This window comes from Arthrobacter sp. MOO21, from assembly GCF_057369995.2.
Genome location: NZ_CM170671.2, coordinates 1,914,069 through 1,941,031, shown reverse-complemented (window position 1 = coordinate 1,941,031; position 26,963 = coordinate 1,914,069). Strand labels below are relative to the sequence as shown.

Genomic DNA, 26,963 nt, shown 5'->3' with positions numbered 1-26,963 from the left:
GGGCGGATCTTTGATGCATGAACACAAAGCTCCTGCCGGCATCACCGGCCGCAAGCCGCTCCGGCCGCCCGGAGCTTTCACCCACGAAACGGCAAGCACGCGGCTGGTTTGATCGCCAATACCGGCAGCGCATGCTGCGCACCGACCTCCTTACGGTCATCGCCTGGGCGTCGGTGGCCGCTTCGGTCGCCCTCTGGCTGGCCGACGGCGGTGCTGCCGCCACCACTACGGTGGCCGAGGCTTTCACTGCGGCCGGGATCGTGGCTGGCCTGGTTGGCATGGATCTGGTCCTCCTGATGCTGCTCCTGGCGGCAAGGATTCCGTTCGTTGACCGCACCATCGGCCACGACCGTGCCCTGGAGTTCCACGGCAAGCTGGGGAAACCCTCCCTTTACCTGCTCCTGGCACATGGTGTCCTGCTCATCATCGGGTACGGCCTGGCCGAAGGACTGGACCCGGTCAGCGAGGCCGTCAACCTCTGGATCCAGGTGCCCGACATGTGGCTGGCGTTCGTTTCCATGGCGCTGTTCATCGCCGTCGTCGTAACGTCCCTCGTGGCTGTCCGCCGCCGCTTCCCCTACGAGTTCTGGTACGTGGTCCACCTCCTGACCTATGCCGCCGTTGCCACCTCGATCCCCCACCAGTTCAGTGTGGGCGGCCTTTTTGCCGCGGGCACCTGGCAGCGCTGGTACTGGCTGGCCATCTGCATCTACACCGGCGCGGCCTTGGTGTACTTCCGGATCCTGGAGCCGGTGCTGGCCACGGCACGGCACCAGCTGACTGTGGCCCGCGTGGAGGCAGTGGCACCCGGCGTGGTGAACATTGTGATGCGGGGCCGGAAGCTGGACGAGTTGGCGGGAACAGGCGGGCGCTTCTTCATCTGGCGCTTCCTGGCCCCGGGAATGTGGTGGCACCCCCACCCGTTCAGCCTGTCCGCGGAGCCCGTCTTCAACGGTCCGGCCGGCGAGGGGACGCTGCGGGTCACCGTACGCAACCTCGGCAACGGCTCCGCCCAGCTGCTCAAGCTCCGGAAGGGAACCAAAGTGGCACTCGAGGGCCCTTACGGCCTGCTCAGCACGGCGGCCAGGACCAAGAACAAGGTGGTGATGATCGGCGCGGGCATCGGCATCACACCGCTGCGGGCGCTGCTGGAAACCACGCCGTTCGCTTCGGGCGAGGCCACGGTCCTGCTGCGCGGGCACACGGACCGGGAGCTGTACCTGAGCCGCGAAATCCTCGACCTTTGCCAAGCCCGGGGTGTCCGGCTCTTCCACCTCACGGGGCGGCGGTCCCCCACCAATTCCAGGTCCCGCTCCAATTCCAGGTCCCGCACCAATTCCATCTGGCTTCCCGAGGATGCCGTGCGGAACGGTTACAGCCTCACGTCCTACGTCCCGGACATTGCCGACGCGGACGTCTACGTCTGCGGCCCGGCCGCCTGGGCGGAGAACGTCATCGCGGATGCCGTGCAAGCCGGCGTTCGCGAGGAACAGATCCATCACGAAAGGTTTGACTGGTGAAAATACGCGGAGCAGTTGCAGCGGCCCTGGCCTCCGCCGGCATCCTCCTGGCCGGCTGGCAGGCCGGAACCCAGGTGCACGGCATCAGCACTGTCACGTCAAGCACGACGGCGACAGGCACCAAGGGTTCGGCGGGTACAGGTTCGGCGGGTACAGGTTCGCCGGGCACAGGTTCGACGGGCACAGGTTCGACGGGCACAGGCACCACGGGTTCCGTGGGCTCCTCCGGGACGGGTTCGTCCGGGACCTCGAACTCCTCGGCGTCCGGCACGTACACGGGAACGGCGGTCCAGACCAGGTTCGGCGCCGTCCAGGTTCAGATCACGGTGTCGAACGGCAAGATCACCGAGGTCACACCCCTCCAGCTGACCGATACGGACGGCAGGTCGATCCAGATCAGCAACCGTGCAGCACCCCTGCTCCGCAGCAAGGTCCTTGCCGCGCAGTCGGCCAATGTCCAGACCGTCAGCGGTGCCACCATCACCAGCAGGGCCTACCTCAGCTCGCTCCAGGCAGCCATCGATGCAGCGAACCTCTGAACCCCGCGTGCAGGAAGCCCGCGTCCCGGTCCTTAAGGCCCGCACCTTCGAGTGCATGGGAACGGTCATCAGCCTCACCCTCGCGGCGGACGCTGTGGTGCAAGGGCAGCCAGCCTCGGACGAGCTTACTGCCGCCACCGCCGTCGTCGAACGCCTCTTCCGGGGCCTGGACGAAACCTTCAGCCTCTACCGCCCGGACTCCGAGGCGAGCATGTTGGCACGCGGGGAGCTGGCGTTGCGCGACGCATCGGAGCAGATGCGTGAGCGATACGCCGAGGCGCATGGGTGGCGGCTGCGGACCGACGGCGCGTTCACCCCGGAACGTCCCGACGGCGTCCTGGACCTCTCGGGGCTGATCAAGGGCCACGCTATCCGCGAGGCGGGAACATCGCTGCTGGCGCTGGGCCGCCGTGACTGGTGCCTCAACGCCGGCGGGGACGTCCTGGTCAGCGGGTCGCCGCGCCCCGGCAGCGCCGAGCCGTGGTACGCCGGCATCGTGGATCCGGCGGACCGCCGCACCCTGGTTACCGGCTACCCGCTCGGCGGCAACACCCGGCACAGTGCGCTTGCCACCTCGGGCTCGGCCGAACGTGGCGAGCACATCTGGCGGGTGGGAGGCGGGCCCGGGTTCGTCCAGGTCTCCGTGGCTGCGGCGGACATCGTCACCGCGGACATCCTGGCCACGGCGATCGTGTCCGGCGGAGCCCCCACGCTGGACCTCGCCGCGGATACCTGGGATGTCGCCATCCTGGCGGTGCACCAGGACGGGTCCCTGCTGGCAACCCCGGGCTTCCGGCAGGCCTGACCACCCGGCAAAAAAGGAACCGCTACAGCCGGGTGAACTGCGGGTATTTGGGCTGCAGGTTGTCCCCGGACGACTTGCCGGTGATGCGGCGGACCACCCACGGCGCCGCGTATTCCCGGAACCACTGTGCGTTGGCGCGGAGGGCCTCGGCCCCGCTCAGTTCCGGCACCGGGGTCATGGGCGGGACATTGATGGAGTGGTCGTACTTGAGCACCTCGAGCACGCGCTTGGCCATGTTGGCATGGCCGGCGGCGGACATGTGCATCCGGTCGTGCGCCCACATGCCCCAGTCGTAGTACTCGCTGAAGCGCCAGTAGTCCACCAGCAGCGCCCCGTGGTCGCCGGCGATACCCCGGACCAGTTCGTTGTAGATCGCCGTCCGGCCGCGCATGGTGCCGAAGACCTTGGAGCCCCGCGCGTCGAAGCCGGTGAACATGACCACCGTGGCGCCGGTGGCAGCGAGCTTGGCGACGGCGTCGTTGTACTCCACCAGCAGGTCGTCGATGTCCACGCGGGGGCGGAGGATGTCATTGGCGCCGGCGTAGATGCTCACCAGCGTGGGTTGAAGCGCGACGGCGGCATCCACCTGCTCAGCCAGGATCTGGCGGAGCTTCCTGCCGCGGATGGCGAGGTTGGCGTACCCGAATCCGGGATCAGCGGCGCTGAGCTGCTCCGCGACCCGGTCCGCCCAGCCGCGGACGCCGTTGGGACGCGCGGGATCGTCGTCGCCGACCCCTTCGGTGAATGAGTCGCCAAGGGCCACGAACCGGGAAGTGAAATCCATGCGGTTAGTTTGCCATCCGTTGCCGGGAGCAACCAATCGGGAGGTCAGGCCTGGGTTTCCCGAAGGATCCAGTGGTCCCTGTCCAGGCGGCCCACCACTTTTTCGCCGATCCGTGCCAGGTCCAGCACATCCTGCTCCGTCAGGGCGTCAAGGAACAGGTTGCGGACGTCCTCCACGTGTCCCGGCGCCAGCCCGACGATGGTTGCCATGCCTTCCTCGGTGAGGTGGGCGGTGGTGACCCGCGCGTCGGACGGGTGCGGGCGGCGTTCAACCCAGCCGCGCTTCTGCAGCTTGGTCACCACGTGGGAGAGCCGCGACAGGGAGGCGCTGCTGCGGGCGGCCAGCTCACTCATGGGCAGGAACCGGCCCTCCGCCTCGGACAGCATGGCCAGGACGGTGTAGTCGAAGAGCGACAGCTTGCCCGCTGCGTGCAGCTTGGTGTCCAGGGCCGCGGGAAGCAGGGTGTTGATGCTGACCAGGGCCAGCCAGGCTCGGCGTTCGTCAGCGTTGAGCCAGCGGGGTTCGGTCATGGCCACTATTCTACGATTGATCCTTCAAGCAGCCTGGCCCCCGGCCGGTAGGCTGGCTGCATGTATGTTGTCTCCCTGACCTACCGGGTTCCCCAGGACATCGTCGACTTCCATAACGGCGCGCACATGGCCTGGCTGCAGAAGGCATTCGACGACGGCGTGTTCATCGCCGCCGGCCGCAAGATTCCCCGCACCGGAGGCCTGCTGCTCTCCCAGGCTGACCGCGCCACCCTGGATGCGAGCATCGCGCAGGACCCGTTCTACAGCAACGGGGTCGCGGACTTCGAGGTGGTGGAGTTCCATGCCGGCCGTGTGGCGCCGGGGTTTGAGAACCTGCTGGACACCCCGCCGCAGCCTGCCCCCTAACGCACCGGGCCGCCGTCGTACATTCCTGCGGCCAGCTTCCTCAGCCCGCCTTTCCGCGGGACCTTCACCGGCTGGGGCCAGCGCGGGGTGAGGGTGTCCCCCAGCGTCACGCCGCGGAGCTTGCGGCCGAACAGCGGCAGGACCCAGTCGTGGACCCAGCGCCGCTGGCGCCGCTCCCACTCGCGCAGGCCGAGCCGCTGCGGTGGTTTCCAGTCCTTGGGCCGGATCTTGTGCGGCACCCCCAACTGGTCCAGGACCTGGCCGGCCAGGTACTTGTGGCCCGCCTTGGACATGTGGAGCCGGTCCGAGTCCCACATCCGCCGGTCATGGAAGGCGTCCAGGCACCAGTAGTCCACCAGCACCGCCCCGTACTTCTCCGCAATGGTCCGGACCTGCTGGTTGTAGAAGGCGTTGCGTTTCTTCAAGGGCTCCAGCAGTGCCGAGACCTTGACGTCGAATCCGGTGAACAGGACCAGCGTGGCGCCTGTCCCGGCAAGGCGGGCAACGAGTTTTTCGTAGTCCGCCATCAGGGCCGCCATGTCCGTCTTCAGGTCGAGGATGTCGTTGCCGCCGGCGTAGAGCGTGATGAGCGCAGGCTTCATCTGCAGCGCCGGTTCCAGCTGTTCGTCAATGATGTGCCGCAGCCGCTTGCTCCTGATGGCCAGGTTCGCGTACTTCCAGCCCGGCTGCGCCTTGGCCAGTTTCTCCGCAACACGGTCGGCCCATCCGCGGACCCCGTTGGGCAGCCGCTCGTCCCGGTCCCCCACGCCTTCGGTAAAGGAGTCGCCAAGGGCTACAAACACCCGCCGCCCGGACACGGGAAGCAGGGATTCGGAGGACACGGGCCCAAACTAACGGGCCAGGGAAAAGCAAGGGCGACGGCGGGATGAACAGTGGGTGCCTACCCTTCGGCTTTGCCCTGCCGCCAGTAGCCCATGAAGGCAACCTGCTTCCGGTCGATGCCGACGTCCCGCACGAGGTACCTCCGCAGGTCCTTGATGGTCCCGGCCTCGCCGGCCATCCAGGCGTAGAAGGGCAGCGCACCGGCGGGCTTTTCGGGGTTCCTGGTGGCCTGGATGTCGGAGGCTTCCATCCGGGCGGGCGTCTCCCAGAGGATGTCTTCGTCCACGTTGACGTCCTCGGGCTCGGGGCCCGCACCGCCGTCGGCCGCTTTGATGCCAACCCAGCCCGGCACGGGGACCGCGTTGCGCACGGCCTCCTGCAGCAGCTGGCCGTGCGGGCGGGATTGGCCGATCGCGGCGCCCCGGGCAAGCCAGGTGATGTCGATGTCGGCGGGCGAAGCCAGTTCCTGGAAGTCGCCTGCTTCGGGGACTTCCAGGAAGGCGTGCCCGCTCATGTACGGCGGCAGGCTCTCAAGGATGGCGGAGATGGCCGGGACGGCGGTTTCGTCGCCGGCGAGCAGGATGCGCTGCGCCAGCCCGGGCCGCCATTCGATGCCTGAGTAGGTCTCTGCGGTGACGCAGTGCGCGGCCCTGTTGTTGGGGCCGATGATGGTGATGGCATCGCCGGGTTTGGCGTTCAACGCCCAGTTCGCGGCGGGACCGCCGTTACCGCGGTCATCGAAGTGCATGACGAAATCCAGGTCGATCTCCGGGTAGACAGCATCCAGCCGGGCCTGGCGGACGGTGTAGGTGCGCATGGAACCGCGGACGGCCGGGTCCATGGCCAGCCATTCGCGGTACCAGCTGGAGGAGGCCATCTCGAAGACCGGCAGCGGCAGCGCGGAGCCGTCTTCCGCGAGGGACGGGATCATGAGTTTGACGCGCAGGTCCAGGGTGTCGCCGTGCACCCCGAAATCCCGCAACGAGTAGCCGCCGAAGGTGATCCGGCGGAAGTTCGGGCTCAGTTCCCGGACCGAGGTCACGGTGACGTCGAACGCCAGGGTCATGGGTTCAGTTGTCATGGGTTCAGCGGCAGTGTGTTCCCGGGTCTTCATGAAACGAGCTCCAGTTCTATAGCGGGGACGTGGTGGCGGCCGATGGGAATAACCAGGGGTGTTCCGGACACGGGATCCGGGATGACCCGGGACTCAAGGTTGAAGACGCTGCGGACGAGGTCTTCTGTGACCACTTCACGCGGGGAGCCCGCAGCCACCACGGCGCCGGCCTTCATGGCGATCACGTGGTCTGCATAACGCGCGGCGAGGTTGAGGTCGTGCAGCACGATGGCCACCGTCGTGCCGCGCTGACGGTTCAAATCCGTGACGAGGTCCAGGACCTCCACCTGGTGTGCAAGGTCCAGGTACGTGGTGGGTTCATCGAGCAGCAGTACGTCGGTTTCCTGTGCCAGAGCCATGGCGATCCAGACGCGCTGCCGCTGGCCGCCGGAGAGTTCGTCAACGTCGCGCCCGGCGAGGTCCAGCGTTTCGGTGGCCTCCAGCGCGCGCTGCACGGCGGCGTCGTCTTTTTCGCTCCAGCTTCGGAACAGGCCCTGGTGCGGGTAACGGCCCCGCCCCACCAGGTCCCGGACGGTGATGCCGTCCGGCGCGGTGGGGTGCTGCGGCAGCAAGCCCAGGGTGCGGGCAAGTTCACGTGCGGGGCGGGAGTGGATGTCCCTGCCGTCGAGGGTTACCGCGCCCCCGGCCGGCTTGAGGAGCCGGGACAGGCCGCGGAGCAGGGTTGACTTCCCGCAGGCGTTGGCGCCCACGATCATGGTCACGCGGCCTTCGGGGATTTCGGTGTTGAGGCCCTCCACCACGCAGCGCTGGTCGTATTTCAGCGTCAGGTCCTCGGCGGTCAGAACTGCCACGTCAGGCATCCTTTCGGTTGGCCGTGACCAGCAGCCACAGCAGGAACGGGGCGCCGAGCGCGCCGGTAACGACGCCGACCGGCAGCACGGTGCCGCCCAGCAGCAAGGGGGCAACGTTTGCGGCGAAGTAATCCGCCGCAAGGACAATCAGGGCACCCACCAGGGCCGACGCCGGCAGGCTGGCTTTGCCGGTGAAGCGGCGGGCAATGGGCCCGGCCAGGAAGGCGACGAACGAGACCGGCCCGGCAGCCGCCGTCGCCACTGCCGCAAGGGTGACGGCGACGACGACCAGGGCGAGGCGCGCGGCGTTGACCCGGATGCCCAGACTGGCTGCGGTGTCGTCGCCCAGTTCCAGGATGCGCAGCGGCCCGGCAATGACGGCGACGGCGGGAAGCAGGACCCCCAGTGCAAGGAACAGGATGCCGGCGCGGTCCCAGTTGGCGGAGTTCAGGGACCCGTTGAGCCAGACCAGGGCATCGGCCGCCGTCCGGATGTCCGCGCGGGTCATCAGGAAGCTGACCACCGCCTGCAGCGCGGCCGCGATGCCAACGCCGGCCAGGACCAACCGGTTTCCGGCGGCATTCCCGCGGGCTGTACCGCCGCTGGAAAGCGCGTAGATCAGGGCTGCCACGGCCAGGGCACCGGCCATTGCCGCGCCCGAAACGGCAACCCCGGCCGCGCCGAAAATGACGATCGCAACCACCGCGCCGGCACTGGCCCCGTAGCTGATGCCGATGACGTCCGGGCTGGCGAGCGGGTTGCGGAGCATGGTCTGGAACAGGGCACCGGCCAGGCCGAAAGCAGTCCCGATCATGGCCCCGACGACGGCCCGGGGAAGTTTGTCCTGCATCACGATGAAGCTCGCACCGGGGATTCCGGGGCCGCCCGTCAGGTGGTTGGCGACGATCGTGAAAAAGTCGGGGATGGTCACCGTGTAGCTGCCCAGCAGGACGGACACGAAAAACATCAGCACGGCGCCGGCAGCCAGCACAGCCGTCCGGCTCACCGGAACCAGCCATCGTTGCCCTATCACTTTTGGTCCTTTAGGGGTCGTTTTGGCAGCCATACCTGATAGAGCAACACGGGTCACAGGCCTGCCCCCTTCCCGCGGCGGATCAGCCAGACGAATACCGGGGCACCGACCAGTGCGGTCATGATGCCGGCCGGAACCTCACCCGGCAGCAGCACCACCCGTCCGACGATGTCCGCACCAAGGAGCAGCACCGGGGCAGCAACCAGGGAGAAGGGCAGGATCCAGCGGTAATCGGGGCCGGTGAGGAACCGGACCGCGTGCGGAATGACCAGGCCGACGAAGCCGATGGGACCTGCCAGCGCGGTGGCCGAACCGCAGAGCAGGACGATCCCCAGGGCGGTAACGGCGCGGGAGAGGCCGACGCGCTGGCCAAGCCCGCGGGCAATGTCGTCCCCCAGGGCCAGGCCGTTGAGGATCCGGCCGGCCATCAGCACGATGAGCGCGCCACCGGCCAGGAACGGCAGCGCCGGCAGGATCACCGGCCAGTCGCGCCCGGCGATTCCGCCCACCTGCCAGAAACGGAACCGGTCGAGGGTGTCCTGGCTGGAGACCAGGATGACGTTCATGAGCGAGTACAGTCCGGCGCTCAGTGCCGCTCCCGCCAGCGCCAGCTTCACCGGGGTTGCGCCCTCCCTGCCCAGCGAGGCAACGAGGTACACCACGACGGCGGCAGCGGCAGCGCCGAGGAACGCGAACCAGATGTAGCCGGAAAAGGTCGCCACGCCGAAGACATGGATTCCCGTGACCACTGCCAGGGCGGCTCCGGCGTTGACCCCGATGATGCCGGGATCCGCAAGGGGGTTGCGGGCCACGCCCTGCATTGCCGCGCCGGCGAGGCCCAGGGCGCCGCCGGCCAGCAGGCCAAGGACGGTACGCGGAATCCTGGCGTGGACCACGGCGTGGTCTCCGTTGGCAGGGTCGAAGGCGGTAAGGGCCTGCCACACGGCGGCCAGGGAAACGTCCCGGGCTCCCACGGCCAGCGAAGCGCCGGCCAAAAGCGCCAGCACGACGACGGCGGCGGTCAGCCAGGCGGCCCGCTTCCTTCCGGAAGCGGTGCTGGTGAGGCGCCCACCGGGAACGTGGCCCGGCACCCCGGCGCCCGCGCGCCCGGCGGGACGCGCCGTCGTCGTACTCTGCGTCATGGAGGTGTGCCTACTTCACGGCGTCCGCTGCGGTGGCCAGCTGCGGCAGGAACGTATCCAGGGACCACGGCAGGCTCAAGGGCGAGGATGCAGAGATGGAAAGGGTCAGGGTGTTGTCAGAGTCCGCGACCAGGGCGCCGTTCTTGATGGCGGGGATCTGGCCGAGCAGCGGATCAGCCTTGATGGCGTCCGCGGTGGAGGCATCGGGAACCCACGTCACGAAGATGTCGGACTGCAGTTCGTTGGCCTTTTCCGCGGACCACGGGATATAGAACTCCTTGGAGCCCTTGGAGTTGTCGGTGACCACCGGGGCCAGCGTCATGCCGATTTCGCTGAGGAAACGGGGCCGGTTGTCGTTGGCGGTGTAGACATTCACGCCGTCACCCTTGGCAGGTTCGAGGTTGCCGTAAATGAAGCTCTTGCCCTCGATCTGCGGGAACTTGCCCACCTTGTCCTTGATGGTGGCTTCGGTATCGGAAACCAGCTTGGCCGCCTCCGCTTCCTTACCGAGGGCTTTGCCGATGATGGTGGTGGAGTCCTGCCATGAGGTGCCATAGGCCACCTCGGGATGGGCAACCACGGGGGCGATCTCGCTGAGCTTCTTGTAGTCCTCTTCGGTGAGGCCGGAGTAGGCCGCGAGGATGACGTCCGGGCTGAGCTTGGCGATCTCGGTGAAGTTGATGCCGTCGGCCTCTGAGTACTGGACCGGTGCCTTGGCGGAGCCGAAACCGGCGCCCAGCTTTTCGAGGGCGTCGTCCTTCCAGGGGGTGGAGCCCTTGCCGTTGCCGCCCCACTCATTCTTGGGAACCCCGACCGGGACCACGCCGAGGGCAATGGCGACGTCGTCGTTGACCCAGGAGACGGTGGCAACACGGGTGGGCTGCTTCCCGATGGTCGTCTTGCCGAATACATGCTCGATGGTGACGGGGAACTGCGCGCTGCCGGTGCTGGCGGTGGTTGCCTCCGTCGAGGAGGCCGCTCCCGTGGAGCAGGCCGAGAGCGTCATTGCTGCTGCGGCGAGGATGGCCGCAGCTTTGCCCGCTGAGGAAAACAGGGTGCGGCGGGTGGAGATGGGGCCTGGGAAGAGGGGCGAAGTCACGGAGCTCCTTAAGTGGGTGGGGCAAACTTAAGTAAGGCTAACCTATCCAAATCACTATTACGCAAGGTTTATGTCACGTAATAGCGGTCGGGTGACGAAGAGCACACCGGGGTCGCACCCTGGTCCCCGGTCCTTGGACAGGTGGCGCCGGATGCGGCAGGATGGCTTTGCCTGTCCGCGCAAAACCAGCCGGGCTGCTGAATAGGGATTGGGTACCAGGAACAATGCGCACGCAGAAGGCCGTTCCGGCCGCCGCTGCCATGGAGAGCGGGGTGGCCGCTTTGGCCTGCTCCGCGGAGCTTGACTGACTCCTCGCTGCCTCGCCCGCCGTCGGGCCCCACACCTTTCACGAAAGTTCAGCCATGCAATCAGCCACGCCCCAACAGATCCGCTCATCCTTCATCAACGCCAGCCGCTCCGAGGCCGCCAAGCTCACGCTGCCCAAGGACTTCGACTCCCTGGACTGGGAAAGCCTCGACTTCCTTGGCTGGCGGGATGCGAAAATGCCGCTGCGCGGCTACCTGGTGGTCCCCGGACCGAAAGGCCTGACCGGCATCATGCTGCGCGCCCCGGAAGGCGGGGCCAGGAAGAACCGCTCCGTGCTCTGCGAGCTGTGCCGGGACGTCTTCTCCAAGGAGGACGTCCTGCTCTGGGTTGCCCGGCGCGCGGGTCAGCCGGGACGCGACGGCAACACGGTGGGCACCCTCATCTGCGCCGACTTCCTCTGCTGCGCCAACGTACGCAAGGAACCGCCGGCCAGTGAAATCAACCCGGACCCGGCCGTCGTCGTCAAGCGCCAGATCCTGGGCCTGCAGGACCGGACGGACCAGTTCCTTTCCCGGGTGCGGGGAAGGTAAGGCGCAGGGCGGCTTGCCGCTCAGCAGTAGGTGAAGCTCATCAGCAGTGCCTTCAAGGCCTGGCCTTCGCTGCCCCAGTACCACGCTTTCGCCTCCTCATCGTTGGCGAACGGTGCCCCGGTGAACAGCACGTCGGCCGTCAGCATGCGGGGGCCGAGCATGATGAGCCCGTACTGCACCTTCCCGTCCGGCGCGACGGGAAGTCCCGGCGTAAGCCCCATCCGGTACTGGACGCCGCCGTCAACGTGGTCCACATAGAACGACGAATGCGGCGTGGGGACAGACCGTCCCAGCAGTCCCGGCACCGGGTCCGCCTCAAGGACGAACCTGGTGGCGGGACCGCCCGTGGCGTCCCCCACCTCGCTGTAGTAAATATTCACGCGCCCTTTGCCGGCGGCATCGTGGACAGTCACCGTTTCCACCGGGGGCGACACCAGGACCTGCTCATGCTCGACGTGCCAGCCCTCCGGGTAGGCGAAGGACAACCGGCCGTCCGGGAAGGTGTAAGTCACCATCCCCGCGGGAGCAGGCAGGGCAGATGAGGTGGCGGCAGGAACGATGGAGGGAGGGTCGCCCGCCGCGGCTGCCTGGACGGCAGGCCCTGCCGGCAGCCCGCCGCTCCCCGCATCCGAAGCGCAGCCTGTCAGGGACAGTGCCGCCGCCGCAGTGGTGGACGCCAGAAGGAAGGCTGCAGGCTTTGGAGGGCGCAAGGGGGTGCCTTTCAAGAGGACGCCATCGTTCTCTCGGGAAACAGCGCGGACCCAGCATCCCGCAGTACCTAGGGGATTTTGTCAGGCGAGGTGAATTGGTACCGCCCAGAGTGGCACACCGAAAAAGCCGGCCGCCATATCCCGGGCGATAAATCCATCAATTTGTTATAGGGCTTTCAGCGCAGGACGATGTCCACCGGGTTCGCCTCAGAACGCCACGCGCCCTCCCCGCCCGTCCGGGGACGGATCACCGGTGCCGTAAGGACGCCGGAGCGGTTGGTGCGGCGGTCACGGAGGATTTCGGTGACGGAACCCAGGTGCCGGGACAGGTCGATCACGTTTTCCGGCGCGGCCAGCAACAGCTGGAACCCGAATTCGTGCAGCGCTTTGATGCCGGCACCGGCGAACTCCTCCGACGCGAGCACGAAGGCTTCATCCATCATCACCGTGCCGTAGGTGGTGAAGCCCTGCTCGGCGATCCCCAGCTGGTAGCTCAGCGCCGCTGCCATGATGAACGCCGTGAACCGCTGCCGCTCGCCGCCGGACATGGAGCCGGTGTCCGCGTGCATGAACACCTCGGTCTTCTTGCCGCCACGGGAACCTGTGACTTCACGGTGCTCCTTGCACTGGATGAAGAGGTGTCCGCGGACGTCGAGCACCTCGGCCCGCCAGCGCCGGTCCTCGGGGGCCTGGGACCCGAGTCGCTTGACCAGGGTTTCCAGGGACTTGTAGCGCGCGGTGAGTTCGGCGTCGTCGTCCCTGCCCGCGGAATCCACCTTGGCGGAGTCCGCCTTGGCCGGGCGGGTGTGCCGGGCTTTCAGCGCGTTCTGGATGGCGTCCTTGAACTGTTTGGCCGTGGGCGGCAGCGTCTGCTTGATGTCCAGTTCCAGGTAGCTGCCCTCGTGGAAGTTGACCTGGGACAGGATGCCGTTCAGGGGAAGGATGCGGCTGGTAATGGAGCGGCGTTCCTCGTCCAGCAGGTGCAGCAGGGTGCTGAAGGATTCGTGCGTGCGCTGGTTGAAGAACTGCCGGAACTCTGCCTCCTGGGCGGGCAGGCCGTCGTTGACGATCGCGTGGTAGCGGGCCTCGAACTCGCTGGCGGCACCGATGCTGGTGCCGTGGTCCGCCGAGATGGCGCTTCCCCACTCCCTCACGAAGCCTTCGAAGATGCGCGTGAGCCGCTCGGCGGTGGCCTGGCCGCGGGACTCGGCGGCGTGCAGGTCGCCCAGCAGTGCGGTCCGCACCCGGTGGGCGAGGTTGTCCAGTTCGTGCATTTCGGTCACGTCGCCGAATTCCGCGAAGTATGGTTCCAACGCGGTGACGGTGGCGTCCGACGGCGGCGCCTGGGCCAGGCGGTTCCGTGCGGCTTCCAGCAGGCTGTCCGCTGCCGTCAGCTGCCGGTCCAGAGCCTTGTATTCGCTCTGCAGGACGGCGGCGGACTCGGTGCTGGACTGGTGCTTCTGACGGACGTCCTCGATGGTGGCACGCAGCGGCTCCAGGTCCGCCTGCGCGGCAAGGGCGTCCTTGAGCCGCTGCTCGATCCGCGCGAGTTCGTCCGCGGCAACCGCTGCCGACACCTGTTCCCAGGGACGGTCGTCTTCCGCGATCCGCCGCAGCGCGTCGAGCTGCCGGCTCATGCCCTGGTGTGAGTCCTCGCGGCTCTGCGCCAGCTCGGCGGCCTTGGCCACTTCCTGGCGGAGATCCTCCACCTGGCCGGCCACGAGTTCCAGCTTGGCGGCGTTGTCGAAGCCCAGCACGTAGTCCTGGCGGCTGGTGAACCGGTCATCCTTCTCCACGGTGTGCCGGTTGCGCTTGACGACGCCGCCCAGGCTCAGGCCCTTGTCCAGGGCGGCCAGCTCGTCCGGGTCCTCCACACAGGGGTACGCGAAGTCCAGGGCGATCCGTTCGCGCACCCATTCGCCCGCCTCAGCAGCCGCACCGGAGGCGAGGATGTCCAGTTTGGTGAGCAGGTCGCCGTCGCGCACGTCCTCCACGGCGAGCGCACCGCCGGCGAGCGGCTTGGAGACGTCCACTGCCCGCAGCGCGCCGCGGACGTTGTGGCCGTTGAGGTACCGGGTGACGGCGCCGAAGTGCTCGCCCGGGACCAGCAAGGTGGTGGCCAGGCTGCGGAGTGCGCGCTCGGCGGCGGGGCGCCACCGTTCCTGGCCGTCGGCGAGGTCCATGAGTTCGCCGGCGAACGGCATGCGGTCCTCGGGGATGCCGGTTGCGGCGGCGATCGCGGCGCGGTTTTCAATGCTCGACGGCGGCAGCAGGGACTTGCGCGTCTTCAGCGAGATGAGTTCCTGCTCAGCCGCGGCCAGCTCCCGTTTCCGGCTCGCGTGCGCGTCGAACGCCTCGAACCTCAGCTCCTGCAGGGCCTGCGAATCATCCTTCAGCTCGGCGGACCGGGCCGCCGCCTGCTCGTGCGCCTGCTCCCAGCCCGCGGCGCTCCACTCAAGCTGCAGCCCGGCGTCGGCCAGTGCCTGCTGCGCCGCCTCCTCCACCTGCCGGCGGAGCTTCAGCCCCACCCGGGCGTTCTCCAGCGATTGCTCGATCGCGGAGATCGCGTTGCCGCCCTGGCTGTTGTAGTCCGTTTCCAGCTGCCGCAGCTCCTTGGCCAGGCCATCCCGGACCGCGCGCTCGGCGCCAAGTTCCTTGGCTTTCGCCTGCGCCAGCTCCTTGAAACGCGCCAGCGTCTTCTGGTGCACGGTGACGGCCAGCTTCTGCTTGTACGCCTCGAACTCCTCGCCCACCAGCTCCCGGAGCCGGTTCGCATCCAGGAGCGACTGCGCGTACTCCCGGTTCAGGCCCGGCACCGGGGCCAGCTGGTCGCGCTGCTGCCGGACGTCTTCCAGCCGCTGGCGGATGGACATCAGGTTGCTGAACTCCTCCACCACGTCGTCCGCGGCGGCCAGTGTGGCGGGGGCGTCGAGGACCTGGTCACGGAAGAAGGTGTTGACGCTGCCGCCCAGGCCCTTGCCGGCCTGGATCACGCGCAGCAGGGGCAGCGCCTGGTCCGAGCTGATCCCCAGCAGGCGCCGGAACCGTTCGGCGAACGCCTTGTGGACGTCGAACACCTGGGCGTGCGGGAAGATCGTCTCCAGCGCTCCCTTGGTGAAGCGCTTGTCGGCGATCCCCTCGACCGCCTCCAGGTCCAGGGGCACGTTGTCGATCAGGTAGAACCGGCCCACGCTCGACTCCGTCCCGTTCTTGGGCAGGTCGAACAGCGCCGAGACCGTCACCCTGGTCCCGGCGGCGTTGTCGAACGTCAGGGCGACGGCGGACCAGGTTGCGCCGGGGCGCTGGAACGCACTGGCCGAGCCCTCGCCCACGGCCTTGTCCCCCACCTTGCCGCGCATATAGGTGAACGTGGTCCGCTTGTCCTCAACGGCCCCTGAACGCTGGGCAGCCGCCTCATTGGACCGCGGCCGGGCGTCGAACACCCGCAGCATCGCGTCGAACAGGGTGGACTTTCCCACGCCCGAGTTTCCCGTCAGCAGCGTCCCGTTCCGGTCCACGTGCATCGTGTGGGCCCCGTGGAACGTTCCCCAGTTGACCACCTGCACCAGCGCAAGCCGCATCTGTCCCGGGTTTACCACCTCACCCAGCGGAAGCATGCTCGGGATACTCATTTGGCGCCCTCCGTGTCGTCGTTGTCGTCCCCGGCATCGGCAGGTTCAACTGCCGTCCCGGACTCCAGGTCCAGCAACGGCTCTGTTCCTGACTGGTCTGCCGATGCGGCTACCAGGGCCTCGATGTGGGCCGGGATGTCGCCGATGTTTTCGAATGGCAGGGCCAGGGGCAGGGCGTTGGAGATGGTGTAGACGTCGTCCAGGCCCGTGGGGAGCAGGAGCTGGCGGGCCAGGAGCTTGGTGATGGCCCGGGTCACCACGTCCGAGTCACGGAGGGCGTCCTGCTGCCCGGCGGGCTGGTAGTGCGCCACCAGCTCCGTGATTTCCTCGCGCGTGATGGTGGGATCGGTCTGGGCAGTGACGTGCCGGTCCAGGAGAAGGCGGAGCCTCAGCAGCACGATGGTTTCCACCCGGCTGAGGGCACGCTGCTGGCGCAGGATGCTGGACCGGATGTTGCCGCCGATCACGTCCGGATCCACCGGGCGAAGCACGGCGATCTTCCGCTCATGGTCCAGCTGCAAAGCAAGGAACAGCTCGGAGAGGCGGCTGCGCAGGATCACCTGGTTGTCCAGGAGCACAGTCCAGAGCTTCTCGTCCCGGCCGCCGTCGATGTACGGGCCCTTGAGGAGCTTCACCAGCGCCTGCCGGACCTTCATCGGCAGCACCCCGGTGTCGCCCGGGAACAGCGCGGCACCGTCGACGAACGTGTCCCGCGGGGTTACTCCCGCAATGGAGCCCGGCTTTGGTTCGCTGGCCTCAACGTCCGGCTGGTCCGGCGCGCCGGCCGTCGTCGTCATCTCTTCAGTCATCGGAATCCTTTGCGAGCGTGACCACCGGCAGGTAGGCCCTGCGGATGGAGCCGTCTATCTGTTCAAAGTCCAGGCCCGCAAAGTCACTGCGGTTGAATTCGGCCCCGGCGTGCAGGGCCTCCGACAGGAGGGCGCGGATGGTGTTGATGTGCTGCTCTTCCGGCGGCACCTGCTGCCAAGCGTCCGCAAGGGTGGTAGCCCCGGCCAGGGCCGCGCGGACCACGTCCGGCCGCGCCTTGCCCGTCCGCGGCGAGCGCACACGGTCGGAGTCGGTGAACGCGATGGGGTCCGCCAGCCGGGGCGGCGCCGCGAATTCGTCCGGATCGAACAGCTTGAGCATGGACAGCGACTCGAACCCCGCGTTGAACAGCACCGGACCGGGAACCAGGCCCGGGCGTTCGCGCTCGTACGGGAGGGACCGGATGGCCTGCTCGGCTTCCCGCAGGACCTGCCGGAGCCGGACTGACTGGCGGAAGTCGTCGCTCTGGACGTAAGTGTTGAGGCTCTCGCTGAGCTTGCCGTAGATGCGCTGGATCTGGCTGTGCTGCTGCCGGAGCTCAGCCACCAGGTTCTTCAGTGTTTCGCGGTCCTCGGGCGACAGGTCATCGGCGAACTGCCGGCTGAGGACCTCGCCGATGGCGGACCGGAATCTCAGCTGCTGCTGCGGGTCCTCCAGGAAGGCGGTGAAGGACCGGAACGTCCTGCCCTCCGGGCTTTGCCGGAGCCGCTTGTCAGCTTCCAGCACCTGGGCCATCGTGGCGCCCTTGGTCAGTGATTCCTCGATGATCTGGTTGCGGAGTTCACCCACCAGCTCCTCGATCCGGTCACGCATCTTCTTGTAGTCGGCGGGAAGGCTCGCGGCGAGGTCGAGGATGTTTCCGGCGGCTTCCACCGCTTCGTCGTCGTCGAGCAGGCCGTCGAACTCGCCGCTGCTGATGTCCTCGATCAGCTGCTGCCGCTCTTCGATCTCCTCTTCCAGGGCCTCTAGGCGGGCGCTCTGGTCCGGGTTGGTTTCGTTGGCGAGCTTCTCCACGTCACCCAGGAGCGTGCCCAGCCGGGAACCGTTCAGGGTGGACCGCTCGCTCGAGAGGCTGTCCAGGAACGCAAGCACCCGCGCGGCCGGCTCCGTGACCTCGTAGACAATCTGGCCCGACTGGTTCCGGCGCGTCAGGAACTGGCGGCGGGTCCACTCGTCGCCGAACGACTTTCCGTTCGCCCCGCCTCCCAGCCCCGGGTCCTGGCGACGGAGCTCCTCAAGGAAGGAATCGACGTCGGCGTGGAATTCCTCAAGCGGCAACTGAGGCCGGGTGCGGGTGAAGGATGCCTGCAGCACCGCGATCACCCAGGGCGCCGAACGCGTCAAAGCCCACGCTGGTCCCTTGGTGAGGAGTTCAAGGTCCCGGAGCCGGGCGCTGATGGCGTCAGCGGACGACCTGGCTGAGCGGGGCACACACTCTCCTTGGGCTGGTAACGGGGGCTGGGCAGGGTCCGGGCAAAGGTCCGGGCAAAGGACGGACCGTCAAACTGCCAACTACAAGGTTAACGCAGGCGCCGCGACCGCCCCGTGACCTACTAAGCGGTAGTATCTCGATCCCGTATCAACCGGCGCACGCGCGCGTGGCAGCTATGGCTGGGCGCGTCGGTGTCCCCCTACGCTTCTGCTACTGATCTTCAACACAGCAGTCATTCACCACAGCAACGTCGCAGCAGGGGGATTCATGCAGTTTGATCTGAGCGCCGTGGAAACATCCACGCTCGTCTTTATCGGCACATTGGCCATCGCGGCAGTCCTGGCCGCGTTCGTCCTCGTGGCCGGGCTGGTTGCCCTGGTCCTGCTGGGTGCCGGCAAGCTGACCTGGATGGCCATAGCCAATACGCTCCTCGCGGTGGTCCACGGCATCAATGCCGGCTGGGAGAGGCTGGTCCGCCGGGCTGCGTCGGTGGACCGCTCCGGCGATTTCCAGCCCCAACCATCCCCTAGCACCGGAACCTACCCGCGGGTAATCTTGAGGGACAGCTGAAGGGTTCTCCAACCCGGCGGATCCATGGCTACACCGGCCAATCCGGCCAAGGAGATAACCCATGAGCTCCGTGACTGACAGCCAGGCCAAAGACGCCCCGGCTGAAGAAATCCCCGTTCCTGCCGGCAACATCGGCGCGGCTGCCACCGCCGAGGACGCGCGGGCCGTCGCCGAAGCGGCCCGGGAGTCCGGCTGGGACCGGCCGAGCTTCGCCAAGGGCCTTTACCTTGGCAGCTTCGACCTCGGCCTGGTCCACCGCTGGCCTGCGGCCGACCCCCTGTCCGTGGAGCGGGGCGAGAAGTTCATGGCCCGCCTCACCGAGTACGCCCGCACGATGGACGGGAGCGTCATCGAGCGCGCGGCACAGATCCCGGACGCGTACATCAAGGGCCTCGCCGACCTCGGGGTGTTCGGCATGAAGATCCCCGAAGAATACGGCGGCCTGGGTTTGTCCCTGGTGTACTACGGCCGTGCACTGGCACTGCTCGGCAGCGTCCACCCCAGCCTCGGCGCACTCATCTCCGCCCACCAGTCCATCGGCGTCCCCGAGCCGGTCAAGGTCTTCGGCACCCCGGCGCAGAAGCGCGAATACCTCCCCCGCTGCGCCGCCGGTGCTGTCACCGCGTTCCTCCTCACCGAACCGGACGTGGGCAGCGACCCCGCCCGGATGGGCAGCACGGCAACGCCCACGGACGACGGCGACGCTTACCTCCTGGACGGCGTGAAGCTTTGGACCACCAACGGGGTGATCGCGGAACTGGTGGTGGTGATGGCCTTGGTCCCCGCCCACACCGACGCGGATGGAACCAAGCACAAGGGCGGCATCAGCGCGTTCGTGGTGGAGATGGATTCCCCGGGCATCACGGTGGAGAACCGGAATGCCTTCATGGGGCTGCGCGGTATCGAAAACGGCGTGACCCGCTTCCACCAGGTGCGGGTCCCGGCCGCGAACCGGCTGGGCCGCGAAGGGCAGGGCCTGAAGATCGCCCTCACCACCCTCAACACCGGCCGGCTTGCCTTGCCGGCCCTCTGCGTGGCGTCCGGCCGGTGGAGCCTTAAGATTGCCCGCGAGTGGTCCAACGCCCGCACCCAGTGGGGCCGGCCAGTGGGTGAACACGAAGCCGTGGGCAAGAAGATCGCCTTCATCGCAGCCTCGGCCTTTGCACTCGACGCCGTCTTCGAGCTCTCGGCCGAACTTGCCGATGCGGGACAGAAGGACGTCCGGATCGAAGCTGCACTGGCCAAACTCTGGGCCACGGAGATCAGCTGCCTCATTGCGGACGAGCTGGTGCAGATCCGCGGTGGTCGCGGCTTCGAGACGGCCGAATCGCTGGCGGCGCGCGGGGAGCGCGCGGTGCCGGCGGAGCAGCAGCTGCGGGATCTGCGGATCAACAGGATCTTCGAGGGGTCATCGGAGATCATGCGCTTGCTGATTGCCCGGGAAGCCGTAGATGCGCACCTGGCCGCCGCGGGCGACCTTGCGTCCCTCGATGCCAGCCTGGCAGACAAAGCGAAGGCCGCCGTCGGCGCTTCCGGCTTTTACGCCAGGTGGCTGCCCAAGCTGGTGGCGGGGGCGGGCATGGACCCGCGCTCCTACAACGAATTCGGCCGGCTCGCCAAGCACCTGCGTTTTGTCGAACGCTCATCGCGGCGGCTGGCACGGCAGACCTTCTATGGCATGGGCAGGTGGCAGGCGAAGCTGGAACGGAAACAGGCCTTCCTGGGCCGCGTGGTGGACATCGGCGCCGAGCTCTTCGCCATGACTGCCTGCTGCGTCCGTGCGGAGATGCTCCTGAAGACGGCACCCGAAAAGGGCGCCAGCGCCTACGAGCTCGCGGAGGCCTACTGCGAACAGGCCCGTGTGCGCGTGGACGAATACTTCGACCGGCTGTGGCGGAACACCGACGACGCCGACCATGAGCTGACCCGCAAGGTCCTCGCCGGGGAGTACACCTGGCTGGAGGCGGGAGTCCTGGACCCGTCCGAGGGCACCGGCCCCTGGATCGCGGATGCTTCCCCGGGCCCCTCCAGGAAGGAGGACCTGCACCGGAAGTACCGGTAAAACCGCAGGTCACAACATAGTAAGCACGCTTGCTATCGCCCCGCGCGGGTGGTTGAGTGGTTCACATGAGCAGCTCAACGGACCCAGAGAACCTGCCTCCCCGCCGTCATCGGGAGGACGAAACCCCCCGGAGCGGAAGCAACCGTGCAGCGGACGCGGACGATGCCGCCACCCGCTCGTTCGACCAGGCCCCTGCGCGTTCAGGCGACCGCGGCGACTACTACCCCGAGCCAACGGCCGAGCGGGCATACGAGCCCGCCCCCACCGCCGCGGCACCCGTCGCGGACCGGGGGCTGGCTGACCGGGAAACTGCCGTCGCACGCCAAAGGGAACGCTTTGGCGGCATCAAGGCTGGCTCGGCCTTCTTCGGCTGGCTCACCGCCACCGGCATGGCAGTGCTGCTGACCGCGTTGGTGGCAGCAGCCGGAACGGCAGTGGGCCTTGCCAGCAACACGGACGTCAACGAGGCCGTGAACCAGGCGGCCCAGAACACTGGAACGGTGGGGCTGGTAGGCATCATCGTCCTGCTGGTGATCCTGTTCCTGTCCTACTACTGCGGCGGCTATGTGGCCGGACGGATGGCACGGTTCAACGGTGCCAAACAGGGCCTGATGGTATGGATCTGGGCACTCATCGCTGCGATCCTGGTTGCCGTGCTTGGCATGGTGGCCGGCCAGCAGTTCAACGTCCTGGCGAGCCTGAACAGCTTCCCGCGCATCCCCATCAACGAGGGGCAGTTGACCACCACCAGCATCATCGCCGCCGTCGTGGTTGCCGCGGTGGCCCTGGTCGGCGCGGTGTTGGGCGGCCTGGCGGGCATGCGGTTCCACCGCAAGGTGGACCGTGCGGGCTTCACACCGGACAGCGAATACTACGACGACGACAAGTAGTCAGGCCCGGACGTCGCCGTCCACATACAGCCAGCGGCCGCGGTCCCGGACAAACCTGCTGGCCTCGTGGAGGAACCCGCGCTCCCTCCCGTGCCGGTAGTGGGCCTTGAACTCGACCGTTCCCTCTGTGTCGAAGGGACCACCCCCGCTGGTGGACAGGATGTCCAGGCGCCGCCACTCCATCTCCGGGTCCAGTTGGAGGTCGCGGGGAGCCGTCGCCGGATGATGGGTGCGCAGCAGGTAGTCCTCGTCAAGAAGGGCAAACGCTGAGTAGCGGGAGCGCATGAGCTGCTCCGCCGTTGCTGCCTCCGCCTGTCCTGAGTGGAACCGTCCGCAGCAGTCCTGGTACTGCTCCCCGGACAGGCACACGCAGTTGTCCTGCCCTTCAATGGTTGTCATACCCGGATGCTGTCATATCCGGTAACAGCTTTGCTACAACCCCCCATGGCCGGGCCGTGCGGGCGGCACCACGAAGCAAAAATCCGTATGGTGGAGAAGGAGCTTCGCCCCACGGCCTGATGCGCCGGGTGCGGGTCCAGGATGACGGGAGAGAGGAGAGAGTACGTGGAGCAACCGGACACTCTCGTCCTCAACCTGACCTTCCTCGGCACCGTGGGCCTGGCACTGATGATGTTTTTCATCCTCTTCCTGCTGGGGGTCGTCACCCTGGTCCTGGCGGGACTGGGCCGCTTGGCGGCCGTCGTGCTGATGGCCCTGTTCGGCAGGCGTCCCATGGGCCGGTCCCGGGACACTGCGGGCAGCCCGGCCGGCCCTGCCACACCCCGGCGGCCGTTCCGGAAACGGGCTGCGGCGTTGAAGCCGGACCGGCTGGCAAGGTCGCTCCGCACCGCCGTCGAACGCCACCCAACGCTTGCCCCCCGCCGTGAACCCCCCGTGCTCGCGGAGGACTGGGCCTCGGCTGTGGCCGATGCCGACGCCCGCGCAATCGCGAGGGCGCGCGCCGCGGCACCGGAAATCAAGCTTTCAGTGCGCGACCTCCCCGACCCTTCCGTGCCTGCCGAGAAGGTGGCGGAGGTCGCCCCGTTGGTCGAATCCGCGCTGCATAACCAGCGGGCGCCCCAGGAGCTGCCCCGGTCCTTCAAGAAGCCGCAGCCGCCCCACCCGCTCGCACCGCTCGATACTGGCTCGCTGGTTTCGCTCTCCGCTCCGCAGGCGATCAAGGAGCAGGCACAGGAACGGAACGGAACAAAGCCCTTACCCTGAGCAACTATCTGGGTTAGCGTGAACATATGGAATTCAGATACCTCGGAAACAGCGGCTTCAAAGTCTCGGAAATCACGTTCGGCAACTGGCTCACCCACGGTTCTCAGGTGGAAAACGACGTTGCCACCCAGTGCGTGCGGGCGGCCCTCGACGCCGGGATCAGCACGTTCGACACGGCGGACGTCTACGCCAACACGGCAGCGGAAACGGTTTTGGGCGAGGCCTTGAAGGGCGAGCGCCGCGAATCCCTGGAAATCTTCACCAAGGTGTTCGGCCCCACCGGGCCCAAGGGCAAGAACGATCTTGGCCTTTCCCGCAAGCACATCATGGAGTCCATCAATGGTTCGCTGCGCCGGCTGCAGACGGACTACGTGGACCTCTACCAGGCCCACAGGTACGACTTCGAAACGCCGCTGGAAGAGACCATGCAGGCCTTCGCGGATATCGTCCGGCAGGGCAAGGCCCTCTACATCGGTGTCAGCGAATGGACCGCGGACCAGCTCCGTGAAGGCCACAAGCTGTCGAAGGAACTCGGCTTCCAGCTCATTTCCAACCAGCCCCAGTACTCCATGCTCTGGCGCGTCATCGAAGCCGAAGTGGTCCCGGCGTCGGAAGAGCTGGGCGTCTCCCAGATCGTCTGGTCCCCCATGGCACAGGGCGTCCTCAGCGGCAAGTACCTGCCAGGCCAGCCAGCCCCCGAGGGCAGCCGCGCCACTGATGAAAAGGGCGGCGCCAAGATGATCGAACGCTGGATGCGCGACGACGTCCTGGCAGGCGTGCAGGAACTGAAACCAATTGCGCAGGAAGCCGGGCTCTCCATGCCGCAGCTCGCCGTCGCCTGGGTGCTGCAGAACCCCAACGTGGCGTCGGCCATTATTGGTGCGTCCCGCCCGGAGCAGATCGCGGACAGCGTGGGCGCGGCCGGAGTGAAGCTGGAAGCGGAGGTCCTGAAGAGGATCGACGAGGCCATCGGTTCCCTGGCGGAGCGCGACCCCGCCCAGACCAAATCGCCGGCCACCCGGGAAGCCTGAGTGGCGCTGCCCGGACTTGCCGTCACCGGATCCACCGGCGGGCTGGGCGGGATGGTGGCGCGGCACGTAGCCGCATCCGGTTCCGCCCAGCGCCTGCTGGTGCGTGACGCTGCCCGGGCCCCCGAACTTGATGGGGCGTCCGCAGTTGTCTGCAGTTATGGGGACGGGGCCGCCGCCCGCCAGGCGCTGGACGGGGTGGAGGTCCTGTTCATGGTGTCCGCGGCTGAAGCCGAGGACCGGCTGCAGCAGCACTATGCGTTCGTGGACGCCGCCGCGGCAGCGGGCGTGGAGCATGTGGTGTACACGTCCTTTTACGGTGCCGCACCGGACGCCACCTTCACCCTCGCCCGTGACCACTACGCCACCGAGGAGCGCATCAAGGCTTCCGGGATGGACTTCACGTTCCTCCGGGACAATTTCTATCTCGACTTCCTGCCGCTGCTGGCCGGAGAGGACGGCGTGATCCGGGGCCCGGCCGGGGACGGCGTGTTCTCCGGAGTGGCCCGGGAGGATGTTGCCCGCTGCGCCCACGCCGTACTGCGCGACCCGGCCGTGCATAAGGGGAAGACCTACAACCTGACCGGCCCCGAGGAACTGACCCTGGCGAGGGCTGCGGAGATCCTCGCCACGGGGACCGGGCGGTCTGTCAGCTACCACCCCGAAACGGTCGGGGAAGCCTATGCATCACGGGCCTCCTACGGTGCTCCGCAGTGGCAGCTGGATGCGTGGGGCAGCACGTACACGGCGATGGCCGCGGGCGAGATGGCCGGGCTTTCCCCTGACGTGCACGGGCTGACGGGCGACGACCCCATCAGCCTGGCGGAGTTCCTGACCCGGCCCGTTTTGTAGCGGCGAACCTGTGATGTCCGGGGCCGCTGTTACGCTGGCTTCGTCATCATCCGGCCCGTCATGGGCGGGCATAAATATTGGGGGACCATGAAAAACCTTTTCGACCTTTCATTTACCAGGTTCGTGTCGCCGTCGATCGCCAAGATCGTCTACATCCTGATCATGATCGGCCTGGCTGTCACCTACCTTGTCTTCGTCATCGCCGCCTTTGCCTCGAGGCAGCCCGTGATGGGGTTCCTGGTGCTGCTGGTCATAGGACCGCTGTTTGTCCTGATCTACCTGGCGCTGGCGCGAATTGGCCTCGAATCGCTGATCGCCGGGATCCGGACGGCTGAAAACACGGCGGAACTGGTCCGGCTGCAGGGCGGTCCGTCCTCCGGCGCGCCAAGCTACGCCAGCGGTGCACCGCAGTACCCGTACGGACAGGCGCCGGGCAACGCCAACCCGGGTTCCTCCCCGTCCGGTTACAACTATCCGCAGGGCTACGAACCGCCCGCAGCCCCGCCGGCAGGCTGACAAGGTTTCCGCCGGCAGGCTGACAAGGTCCCGGGGATAGATGAGGCGTTGACGGGTCTGCAGGGCCAGGCGTAAACCTGTGGCAGGGCACTATCCCCATCCACAGACCAGAATCGCAGCGCCATGTCCTACACCGATCAGCACCCCACCGTCAGCAGCACGCCGGCCACTCCACCGGCACCCCAAAGTCCCGCCGCCGGCACCACTCCGGCGGCGGGAGCGGCGGGCATCACGCCGGAGGAACTACAGCTCTCGGCGCGCAACCATTCCATGCCGCTGGAGGCGCTCCGGCGGGACGTGACGCCGCCGGGTCTCCACTATGTGCTGACCCATTTCGACATCCCGGACATCGACGGAGACTCCTGGCATTTGCGGATCAATGGTGCGGTGGAGCGTGCTCTGGAACTGAGCATGGCCGCGCTTCGCAGGGACCCGGCCATCACTGTCCCGGTCACCCTTGAATGCGCAGGAAACGGCCGGTCACTCCTGGACCCAAGGCCGCTTAGCCAGCCCTGGGTGCTGGAGGCGGTGGGAACGGCCCACTGGACCGGCGTTCCCCTGGCCTACCTCCTGGGGAAAGCAGGGGTGCTGCCCAATGCCACGGAGGTCGTCTTTACCGGGACCGACGCGGGGGTGCAGGGCGGCGTTGCCCAGAAGTACGCGCGGAGCCTGCCGATCCGGGAAGCGCTGCGTCCCGACGTCGTCCTTGCCTATGAGATGAACGGGGGCGAACTGCCGCCCCAGCACGGATACCCGCTGCGGCTGGTTGTCCCCGGGTGGTACGGCATGGCCAGCGTCAAGTGGCTCGAATCCATCGAGGTGGTCACGGCGCCGTTCACCGGTTACCAGCAGCAGGTCGCCTACCGTTACCAGGACTCCGAGGACGACGCCGGGCGGCCCGTTTCCCGGATCCGCGTGCGTTCGCTGATGGTCCCGCCGGGAATCCCCGACTTCTTCACCCGGCGCCGGGTTCTCCGCCCCGGTCCCGTGCTGCTGCAGGGCAGGGCGTGGTCCGGGGAAGGTGCAGTCACGGCCGTAGAGGTGGGAATCGACGGCAGTTGGCTCCCCGCCCAACTGGACAAGCCGGCGGGTGGCTACGCCTGGCGGAAATGGACACTGCCGTGGGTTGCCGAGCCCGGCGAGCATGTCCTCGCCTGCCGCGCCACCGACATCACCGGTGCCACGCAGCCCCTCGAGCAGAACTGGAATTACCAAGGGATGGGCAACAACGTGGTGCAGCGCGTGAACGTGACGGTCGAAGGCAGCTGATCCGGCGCCGGGGCTATACTCGGTGCCAATCATGACGAGCCTTCCTACCGCCCCAGCCAGTGTCCGAATCGATGCCTGGTTGTGGGCAATCCGCGCCTACAAGACCCGTTCTGCCGCCACCGCCGCATGCCGGGCCGGGCATGTACGCCTGAACGGCAGCCCGTCGAAGGCCTCGGCGACCCTGGTAACCGGTGATACCGTAACCGTCCGCATGCCGGGCTACGAGCGCATCCTCGAAGTGAGGCGCCTCATTGCCAAGCGCGTGGGGGCTGAGGCAGCGTCCCACTGCTTCACGGACCATACGCCGCCGCGGCCCCTTGCCCCGGCACTTGGGCTCCCCCAGCGCGACCGGGGCACCGGCCGGCCAACCAAGAAGGATCGCCGCGAGATGGAGCGCCTCCGCGGCACGGTCTAGGTGCTGACGGCTTCAATCCCGCCCCTGGATCGTTAAGTACGACGGCGGGTGGCTGGCTTTTGGAGGCCTGCGGTCTTCCTTGGGTGTTTGC

Annotated in this window: 27 protein-coding genes; 14 read left to right on the top strand and 13 right to left on the bottom strand. The window is 67.5% G+C overall.

Features of this window, described 5'->3' with window-relative positions; translation table 11 throughout:
* Positions 1–17: 17 nt before the first annotated feature.
* The 3 genes from AC2JAJ_RS09000 to AC2JAJ_RS08990 are packed head-to-tail and all read left to right on the top strand — an operon-like array spanning position 18 to position 2,864.
* Positions 18–1,520, top strand: a complete 1,503-nt coding sequence (locus AC2JAJ_RS09000; protein WP_486416115.1) for a ferredoxin reductase family protein — start codon at positions 18–20, stop codon at positions 1,518–1,520.
* Complete coding sequence (locus AC2JAJ_RS08995; protein ID WP_501053454.1) at positions 1,517–2,059, top strand: FMN-binding protein; 543 nt, start codon at positions 1,517–1,519, stop codon at positions 2,057–2,059. The genes AC2JAJ_RS09000 and AC2JAJ_RS08995 overlap by 4 nt, the downstream gene beginning before the upstream one ends.
* Before the next feature lie 55 nt (positions 2,060–2,114).
* A complete protein-coding gene (locus AC2JAJ_RS08990; protein ID WP_486416714.1) occupies positions 2,115–2,864 on the top strand; it encodes an FAD:protein FMN transferase in 750 nt (249 codons plus the stop codon).
* A 22-nt stretch (positions 2,865–2,886) separates the two neighbouring features.
* Here the strand turns inward: AC2JAJ_RS08990 and AC2JAJ_RS08985 are convergent, their stop codons facing one another.
* Together AC2JAJ_RS08985 and AC2JAJ_RS08980 are read right to left on the bottom strand one after the other, a co-directional pair.
* Positions 2,887–3,648 (bottom strand): SGNH/GDSL hydrolase family protein, encoded by a 762-nt coding sequence (locus AC2JAJ_RS08985; protein ID WP_486416117.1) that lies wholly within the window; start codon positions 3,646–3,648, stop codon positions 2,887–2,889.
* Positions 3,649–3,692: 44 nt separating this feature from the next.
* Positions 3,693–4,178, bottom strand: a complete 486-nt coding sequence (locus AC2JAJ_RS08980) for a MarR family winged helix-turn-helix transcriptional regulator (RefSeq protein WP_221384244.1) — start codon at positions 4,176–4,178, stop codon at positions 3,693–3,695.
* Between the two features lie 60 nt (positions 4,179–4,238).
* Between AC2JAJ_RS08980 and AC2JAJ_RS08975 the strand changes: the two genes are divergently transcribed.
* Positions 4,239–4,544 carry a YciI family protein gene (locus tag AC2JAJ_RS08975; protein ID WP_221384245.1) on the top strand — a complete coding sequence of 102 codons (306 nt, stop codon included), beginning with the start codon at positions 4,239–4,241 and terminating at the stop codon, positions 4,542–4,544.
* Here AC2JAJ_RS08975 and AC2JAJ_RS08970 read toward each other — a convergent pair.
* From AC2JAJ_RS08970 to AC2JAJ_RS08945, 6 genes are all read right to left on the bottom strand, one after another.
* Complete coding sequence (locus AC2JAJ_RS08970; protein ID WP_221384246.1) at positions 4,541–5,386, bottom strand: SGNH/GDSL hydrolase family protein; 846 nt, start codon at positions 5,384–5,386, stop codon at positions 4,541–4,543. The two genes, AC2JAJ_RS08975 and AC2JAJ_RS08970, sit on opposite strands and share 4 nt — an antisense overlap.
* A gap of 59 nt (positions 5,387–5,445) precedes the next feature.
* A complete protein-coding gene (locus tag AC2JAJ_RS08965; protein ID WP_486416118.1) occupies positions 5,446–6,468 on the bottom strand; it encodes a siderophore-interacting protein in 1,023 nt (340 codons plus the stop codon).
* A 29-nt stretch (positions 6,469–6,497) separates the two neighbouring features.
* On the bottom strand, positions 6,498–7,313 hold the full coding sequence (locus AC2JAJ_RS08960; protein WP_486416119.1) for an ABC transporter ATP-binding protein: 816 nt from the start codon (positions 7,311–7,313) through the stop codon (positions 6,498–6,500).
* Position 7,314: 1 nt separating this feature from the next.
* Positions 7,315–8,280: a FecCD family ABC transporter permease gene (locus AC2JAJ_RS08955; protein ID WP_486416715.1), complete on the bottom strand. Its 966-nt coding sequence runs from the start codon at positions 8,278–8,280 to the stop codon at positions 7,315–7,317.
* A gap of 119 nt (positions 8,281–8,399) precedes the next feature.
* Positions 8,400–9,488 carry a FecCD family ABC transporter permease gene (locus AC2JAJ_RS08950; protein ID WP_486416120.1) on the bottom strand — a complete coding sequence of 363 codons (1,089 nt, stop codon included), beginning with the start codon at positions 9,486–9,488 and terminating at the stop codon, positions 8,400–8,402.
* A gap of 10 nt (positions 9,489–9,498) precedes the next feature.
* A complete protein-coding gene (locus AC2JAJ_RS08945) occupies positions 9,499–10,587 on the bottom strand; it encodes an iron-siderophore ABC transporter substrate-binding protein (RefSeq protein ID WP_221384251.1) in 1,089 nt (362 codons plus the stop codon).
* 362 nt (positions 10,588–10,949) lie between these two features.
* On the opposite strand from AC2JAJ_RS08945, the gene AC2JAJ_RS08940 reads away from it, so the two are divergent.
* Complete coding sequence (locus AC2JAJ_RS08940) at positions 10,950–11,444, top strand: FBP domain-containing protein (protein ID WP_486416121.1); 495 nt, start codon at positions 10,950–10,952, stop codon at positions 11,442–11,444.
* A gap of 20 nt (positions 11,445–11,464) precedes the next feature.
* On the opposite strand, the gene AC2JAJ_RS08935 is transcribed toward AC2JAJ_RS08940, so the two are convergent.
* From AC2JAJ_RS08935 to AC2JAJ_RS08920, 4 genes are all read right to left on the bottom strand, one after another.
* Positions 11,465–12,154: a hypothetical protein gene (locus tag AC2JAJ_RS08935; protein WP_486416122.1), complete on the bottom strand. Its 690-nt coding sequence runs from the start codon at positions 12,152–12,154 to the stop codon at positions 11,465–11,467.
* 176 nt (positions 12,155–12,330) lie between these two features.
* A complete protein-coding gene (locus AC2JAJ_RS08930; RefSeq protein ID WP_486416123.1) occupies positions 12,331–15,786 on the bottom strand; it encodes an ATP-binding protein in 3,456 nt (1,151 codons plus the stop codon).
* A complete protein-coding gene (locus AC2JAJ_RS08925; RefSeq protein WP_486416124.1) occupies positions 15,783–16,595 on the bottom strand; it encodes a DUF4194 domain-containing protein in 813 nt (270 codons plus the stop codon). Before AC2JAJ_RS08925 ends, AC2JAJ_RS08930 begins: the two co-directional genes overlap by 4 nt.
* Entirely contained in the window at positions 16,588–18,045 is a 1,458-nt protein-coding gene (locus AC2JAJ_RS08920) for a DUF3375 family protein (protein WP_486416125.1), read from the bottom strand. Before AC2JAJ_RS08920 ends, AC2JAJ_RS08925 begins: the two co-directional genes overlap by 8 nt.
* A gap of 268 nt (positions 18,046–18,313) precedes the next feature.
* Here AC2JAJ_RS08920 and AC2JAJ_RS08915 point away from each other — a divergent pair, with 268 nt between their 5' ends.
* The 3 genes from AC2JAJ_RS08915 (at position 18,314) to AC2JAJ_RS08905 (ending at position 21,568) form a co-directional block, all read left to right on the top strand.
* Positions 18,314–18,616: a hypothetical protein gene (locus tag AC2JAJ_RS08915; RefSeq protein WP_221384257.1), complete on the top strand. Its 303-nt coding sequence runs from the start codon at positions 18,314–18,316 to the stop codon at positions 18,614–18,616.
* Positions 18,617–18,677: 61 nt separating this feature from the next.
* The gene (locus AC2JAJ_RS08910; protein WP_486416126.1) at positions 18,678–20,678 is read left to right on the top strand and encodes an acyl-CoA dehydrogenase family protein; all 2,001 of its coding nucleotides are present in this window, start codon (positions 18,678–18,680) and stop codon (positions 20,676–20,678) included.
* 65 nt (positions 20,679–20,743) lie between these two features.
* Positions 20,744–21,568, top strand: coding sequence for a YrzE family protein (locus tag AC2JAJ_RS08905; protein ID WP_486416127.1), 825 nt, complete (start codon positions 20,744–20,746; stop codon positions 21,566–21,568).
* Here the strand turns inward: AC2JAJ_RS08905 and AC2JAJ_RS08900 are convergent, their stop codons facing one another.
* Positions 21,569–21,967 (bottom strand): YchJ family protein, encoded by a 399-nt coding sequence (locus AC2JAJ_RS08900; protein ID WP_486416128.1) that lies wholly within the window; start codon positions 21,965–21,967, stop codon positions 21,569–21,571.
* A 165-nt stretch (positions 21,968–22,132) separates the two neighbouring features.
* Between AC2JAJ_RS08900 and AC2JAJ_RS08895 the strand changes: the two genes are divergently transcribed.
* The 6 genes from AC2JAJ_RS08895 to AC2JAJ_RS08870 all read left to right on the top strand — a co-directional run bounded on the left by AC2JAJ_RS08895 (position 22,133) and on the right by AC2JAJ_RS08870 (position 26,872).
* Positions 22,133–22,792 (top strand): hypothetical protein, encoded by a 660-nt coding sequence (locus AC2JAJ_RS08895; protein WP_486416129.1) that lies wholly within the window; start codon positions 22,133–22,135, stop codon positions 22,790–22,792.
* Between the two features lie 26 nt (positions 22,793–22,818).
* A complete protein-coding gene (locus AC2JAJ_RS08890; protein WP_221384262.1) occupies positions 22,819–23,823 on the top strand; it encodes an aldo/keto reductase family protein in 1,005 nt (334 codons plus the stop codon).
* Positions 23,824–24,672 (top strand): SDR family oxidoreductase, encoded by an 849-nt coding sequence (locus AC2JAJ_RS08885; protein WP_486416130.1) that lies wholly within the window; start codon positions 23,824–23,826, stop codon positions 24,670–24,672.
* Positions 24,673–24,759: 87 nt separating this feature from the next.
* Positions 24,760–25,188 (top strand): DUF4282 domain-containing protein, encoded by a 429-nt coding sequence (locus tag AC2JAJ_RS08880; RefSeq protein ID WP_221384263.1) that lies wholly within the window; start codon positions 24,760–24,762, stop codon positions 25,186–25,188.
* A gap of 123 nt (positions 25,189–25,311) precedes the next feature.
* On the top strand, positions 25,312–26,457 hold the full coding sequence (locus AC2JAJ_RS08875) for a sulfite oxidase (protein WP_221384264.1): 1,146 nt from the start codon (positions 25,312–25,314) through the stop codon (positions 26,455–26,457).
* A gap of 31 nt (positions 26,458–26,488) precedes the next feature.
* Entirely contained in the window at positions 26,489–26,872 is a 384-nt protein-coding gene (locus AC2JAJ_RS08870) for an RNA-binding S4 domain-containing protein (protein ID WP_221384265.1), read from the top strand.
* Positions 26,873–26,963: the final 91 nt, after the last annotated feature.

Bases quoted from the DNA above. Each gene is read 5' to 3' on its own strand.
- AC2JAJ_RS08925 (WP_486416124.1), bottom strand. From the start codon at position 16,595: ATGACTGAAGAGATGACGACGACGGCCGGCGCGCCGGACCAGCCGGAC.
- AC2JAJ_RS08910 (WP_486416126.1), top strand. From the start codon at position 18,678: ATGAGCTCCGTGACTGACAGCCAGGCCAAAGACGCCCCGGCTGAAGAA.
- AC2JAJ_RS08955 (WP_486416715.1), bottom strand. From the start codon at position 8,280: ATGTTTTTCGTGTCCGTCCTGCTGGGCAGCTACACGGTGACCATCCCC.
- AC2JAJ_RS09000 (WP_486416115.1), top strand. From the start codon at position 18: ATGAACACAAAGCTCCTGCCGGCATCACCGGCCGCAAGCCGCTCCGGC.
- AC2JAJ_RS08870 (WP_221384265.1), top strand. From the start codon at position 26,489: ATGACGAGCCTTCCTACCGCCCCAGCCAGTGTCCGAATCGATGCCTGG.
- AC2JAJ_RS08900 (WP_486416128.1), bottom strand. From the start codon at position 21,967: ATGACAACCATTGAAGGGCAGGACAACTGCGTGTGCCTGTCCGGGGAG.
- AC2JAJ_RS08965 (WP_486416118.1), bottom strand. From the start codon at position 6,468: ATGACAACTGAACCCATGACCCTGGCGTTCGACGTCACCGTGACCTCG.
- AC2JAJ_RS08875 (WP_221384264.1), top strand. From the start codon at position 25,312: ATGTCCTACACCGATCAGCACCCCACCGTCAGCAGCACGCCGGCCACT.
- AC2JAJ_RS08940 (WP_486416121.1), top strand. From the start codon at position 10,950: ATGCAATCAGCCACGCCCCAACAGATCCGCTCATCCTTCATCAACGCC.
- AC2JAJ_RS08990 (WP_486416714.1), top strand. From the start codon at position 2,115: ATGGGAACGGTCATCAGCCTCACCCTCGCGGCGGACGCTGTGGTGCAA.
- AC2JAJ_RS08890 (WP_221384262.1), top strand. From the start codon at position 22,819: ATGGAATTCAGATACCTCGGAAACAGCGGCTTCAAAGTCTCGGAAATC.
- AC2JAJ_RS08985 (WP_486416117.1), bottom strand. From the start codon at position 3,648: ATGGATTTCACTTCCCGGTTCGTGGCCCTTGGCGACTCATTCACCGAA.
- AC2JAJ_RS08980 (WP_221384244.1), bottom strand. From the start codon at position 4,178: ATGACCGAACCCCGCTGGCTCAACGCTGACGAACGCCGAGCCTGGCTG.
- AC2JAJ_RS08930 (WP_486416123.1), bottom strand. From the start codon at position 15,786: ATGAGTATCCCGAGCATGCTTCCGCTGGGTGAGGTGGTAAACCCGGGA.
- AC2JAJ_RS08915 (WP_221384257.1), top strand. From the start codon at position 18,314: ATGCAGTTTGATCTGAGCGCCGTGGAAACATCCACGCTCGTCTTTATC.
- AC2JAJ_RS08880 (WP_221384263.1), top strand. From the start codon at position 24,760: ATGAAAAACCTTTTCGACCTTTCATTTACCAGGTTCGTGTCGCCGTCG.
- AC2JAJ_RS08905 (WP_486416127.1), top strand. From the start codon at position 20,744: ATGAGCAGCTCAACGGACCCAGAGAACCTGCCTCCCCGCCGTCATCGG.
- AC2JAJ_RS08950 (WP_486416120.1), bottom strand. From the start codon at position 9,488: ATGACGCAGAGTACGACGACGGCGCGTCCCGCCGGGCGCGCGGGCGCC.
- AC2JAJ_RS08975 (WP_221384245.1), top strand. From the start codon at position 4,239: ATGTATGTTGTCTCCCTGACCTACCGGGTTCCCCAGGACATCGTCGAC.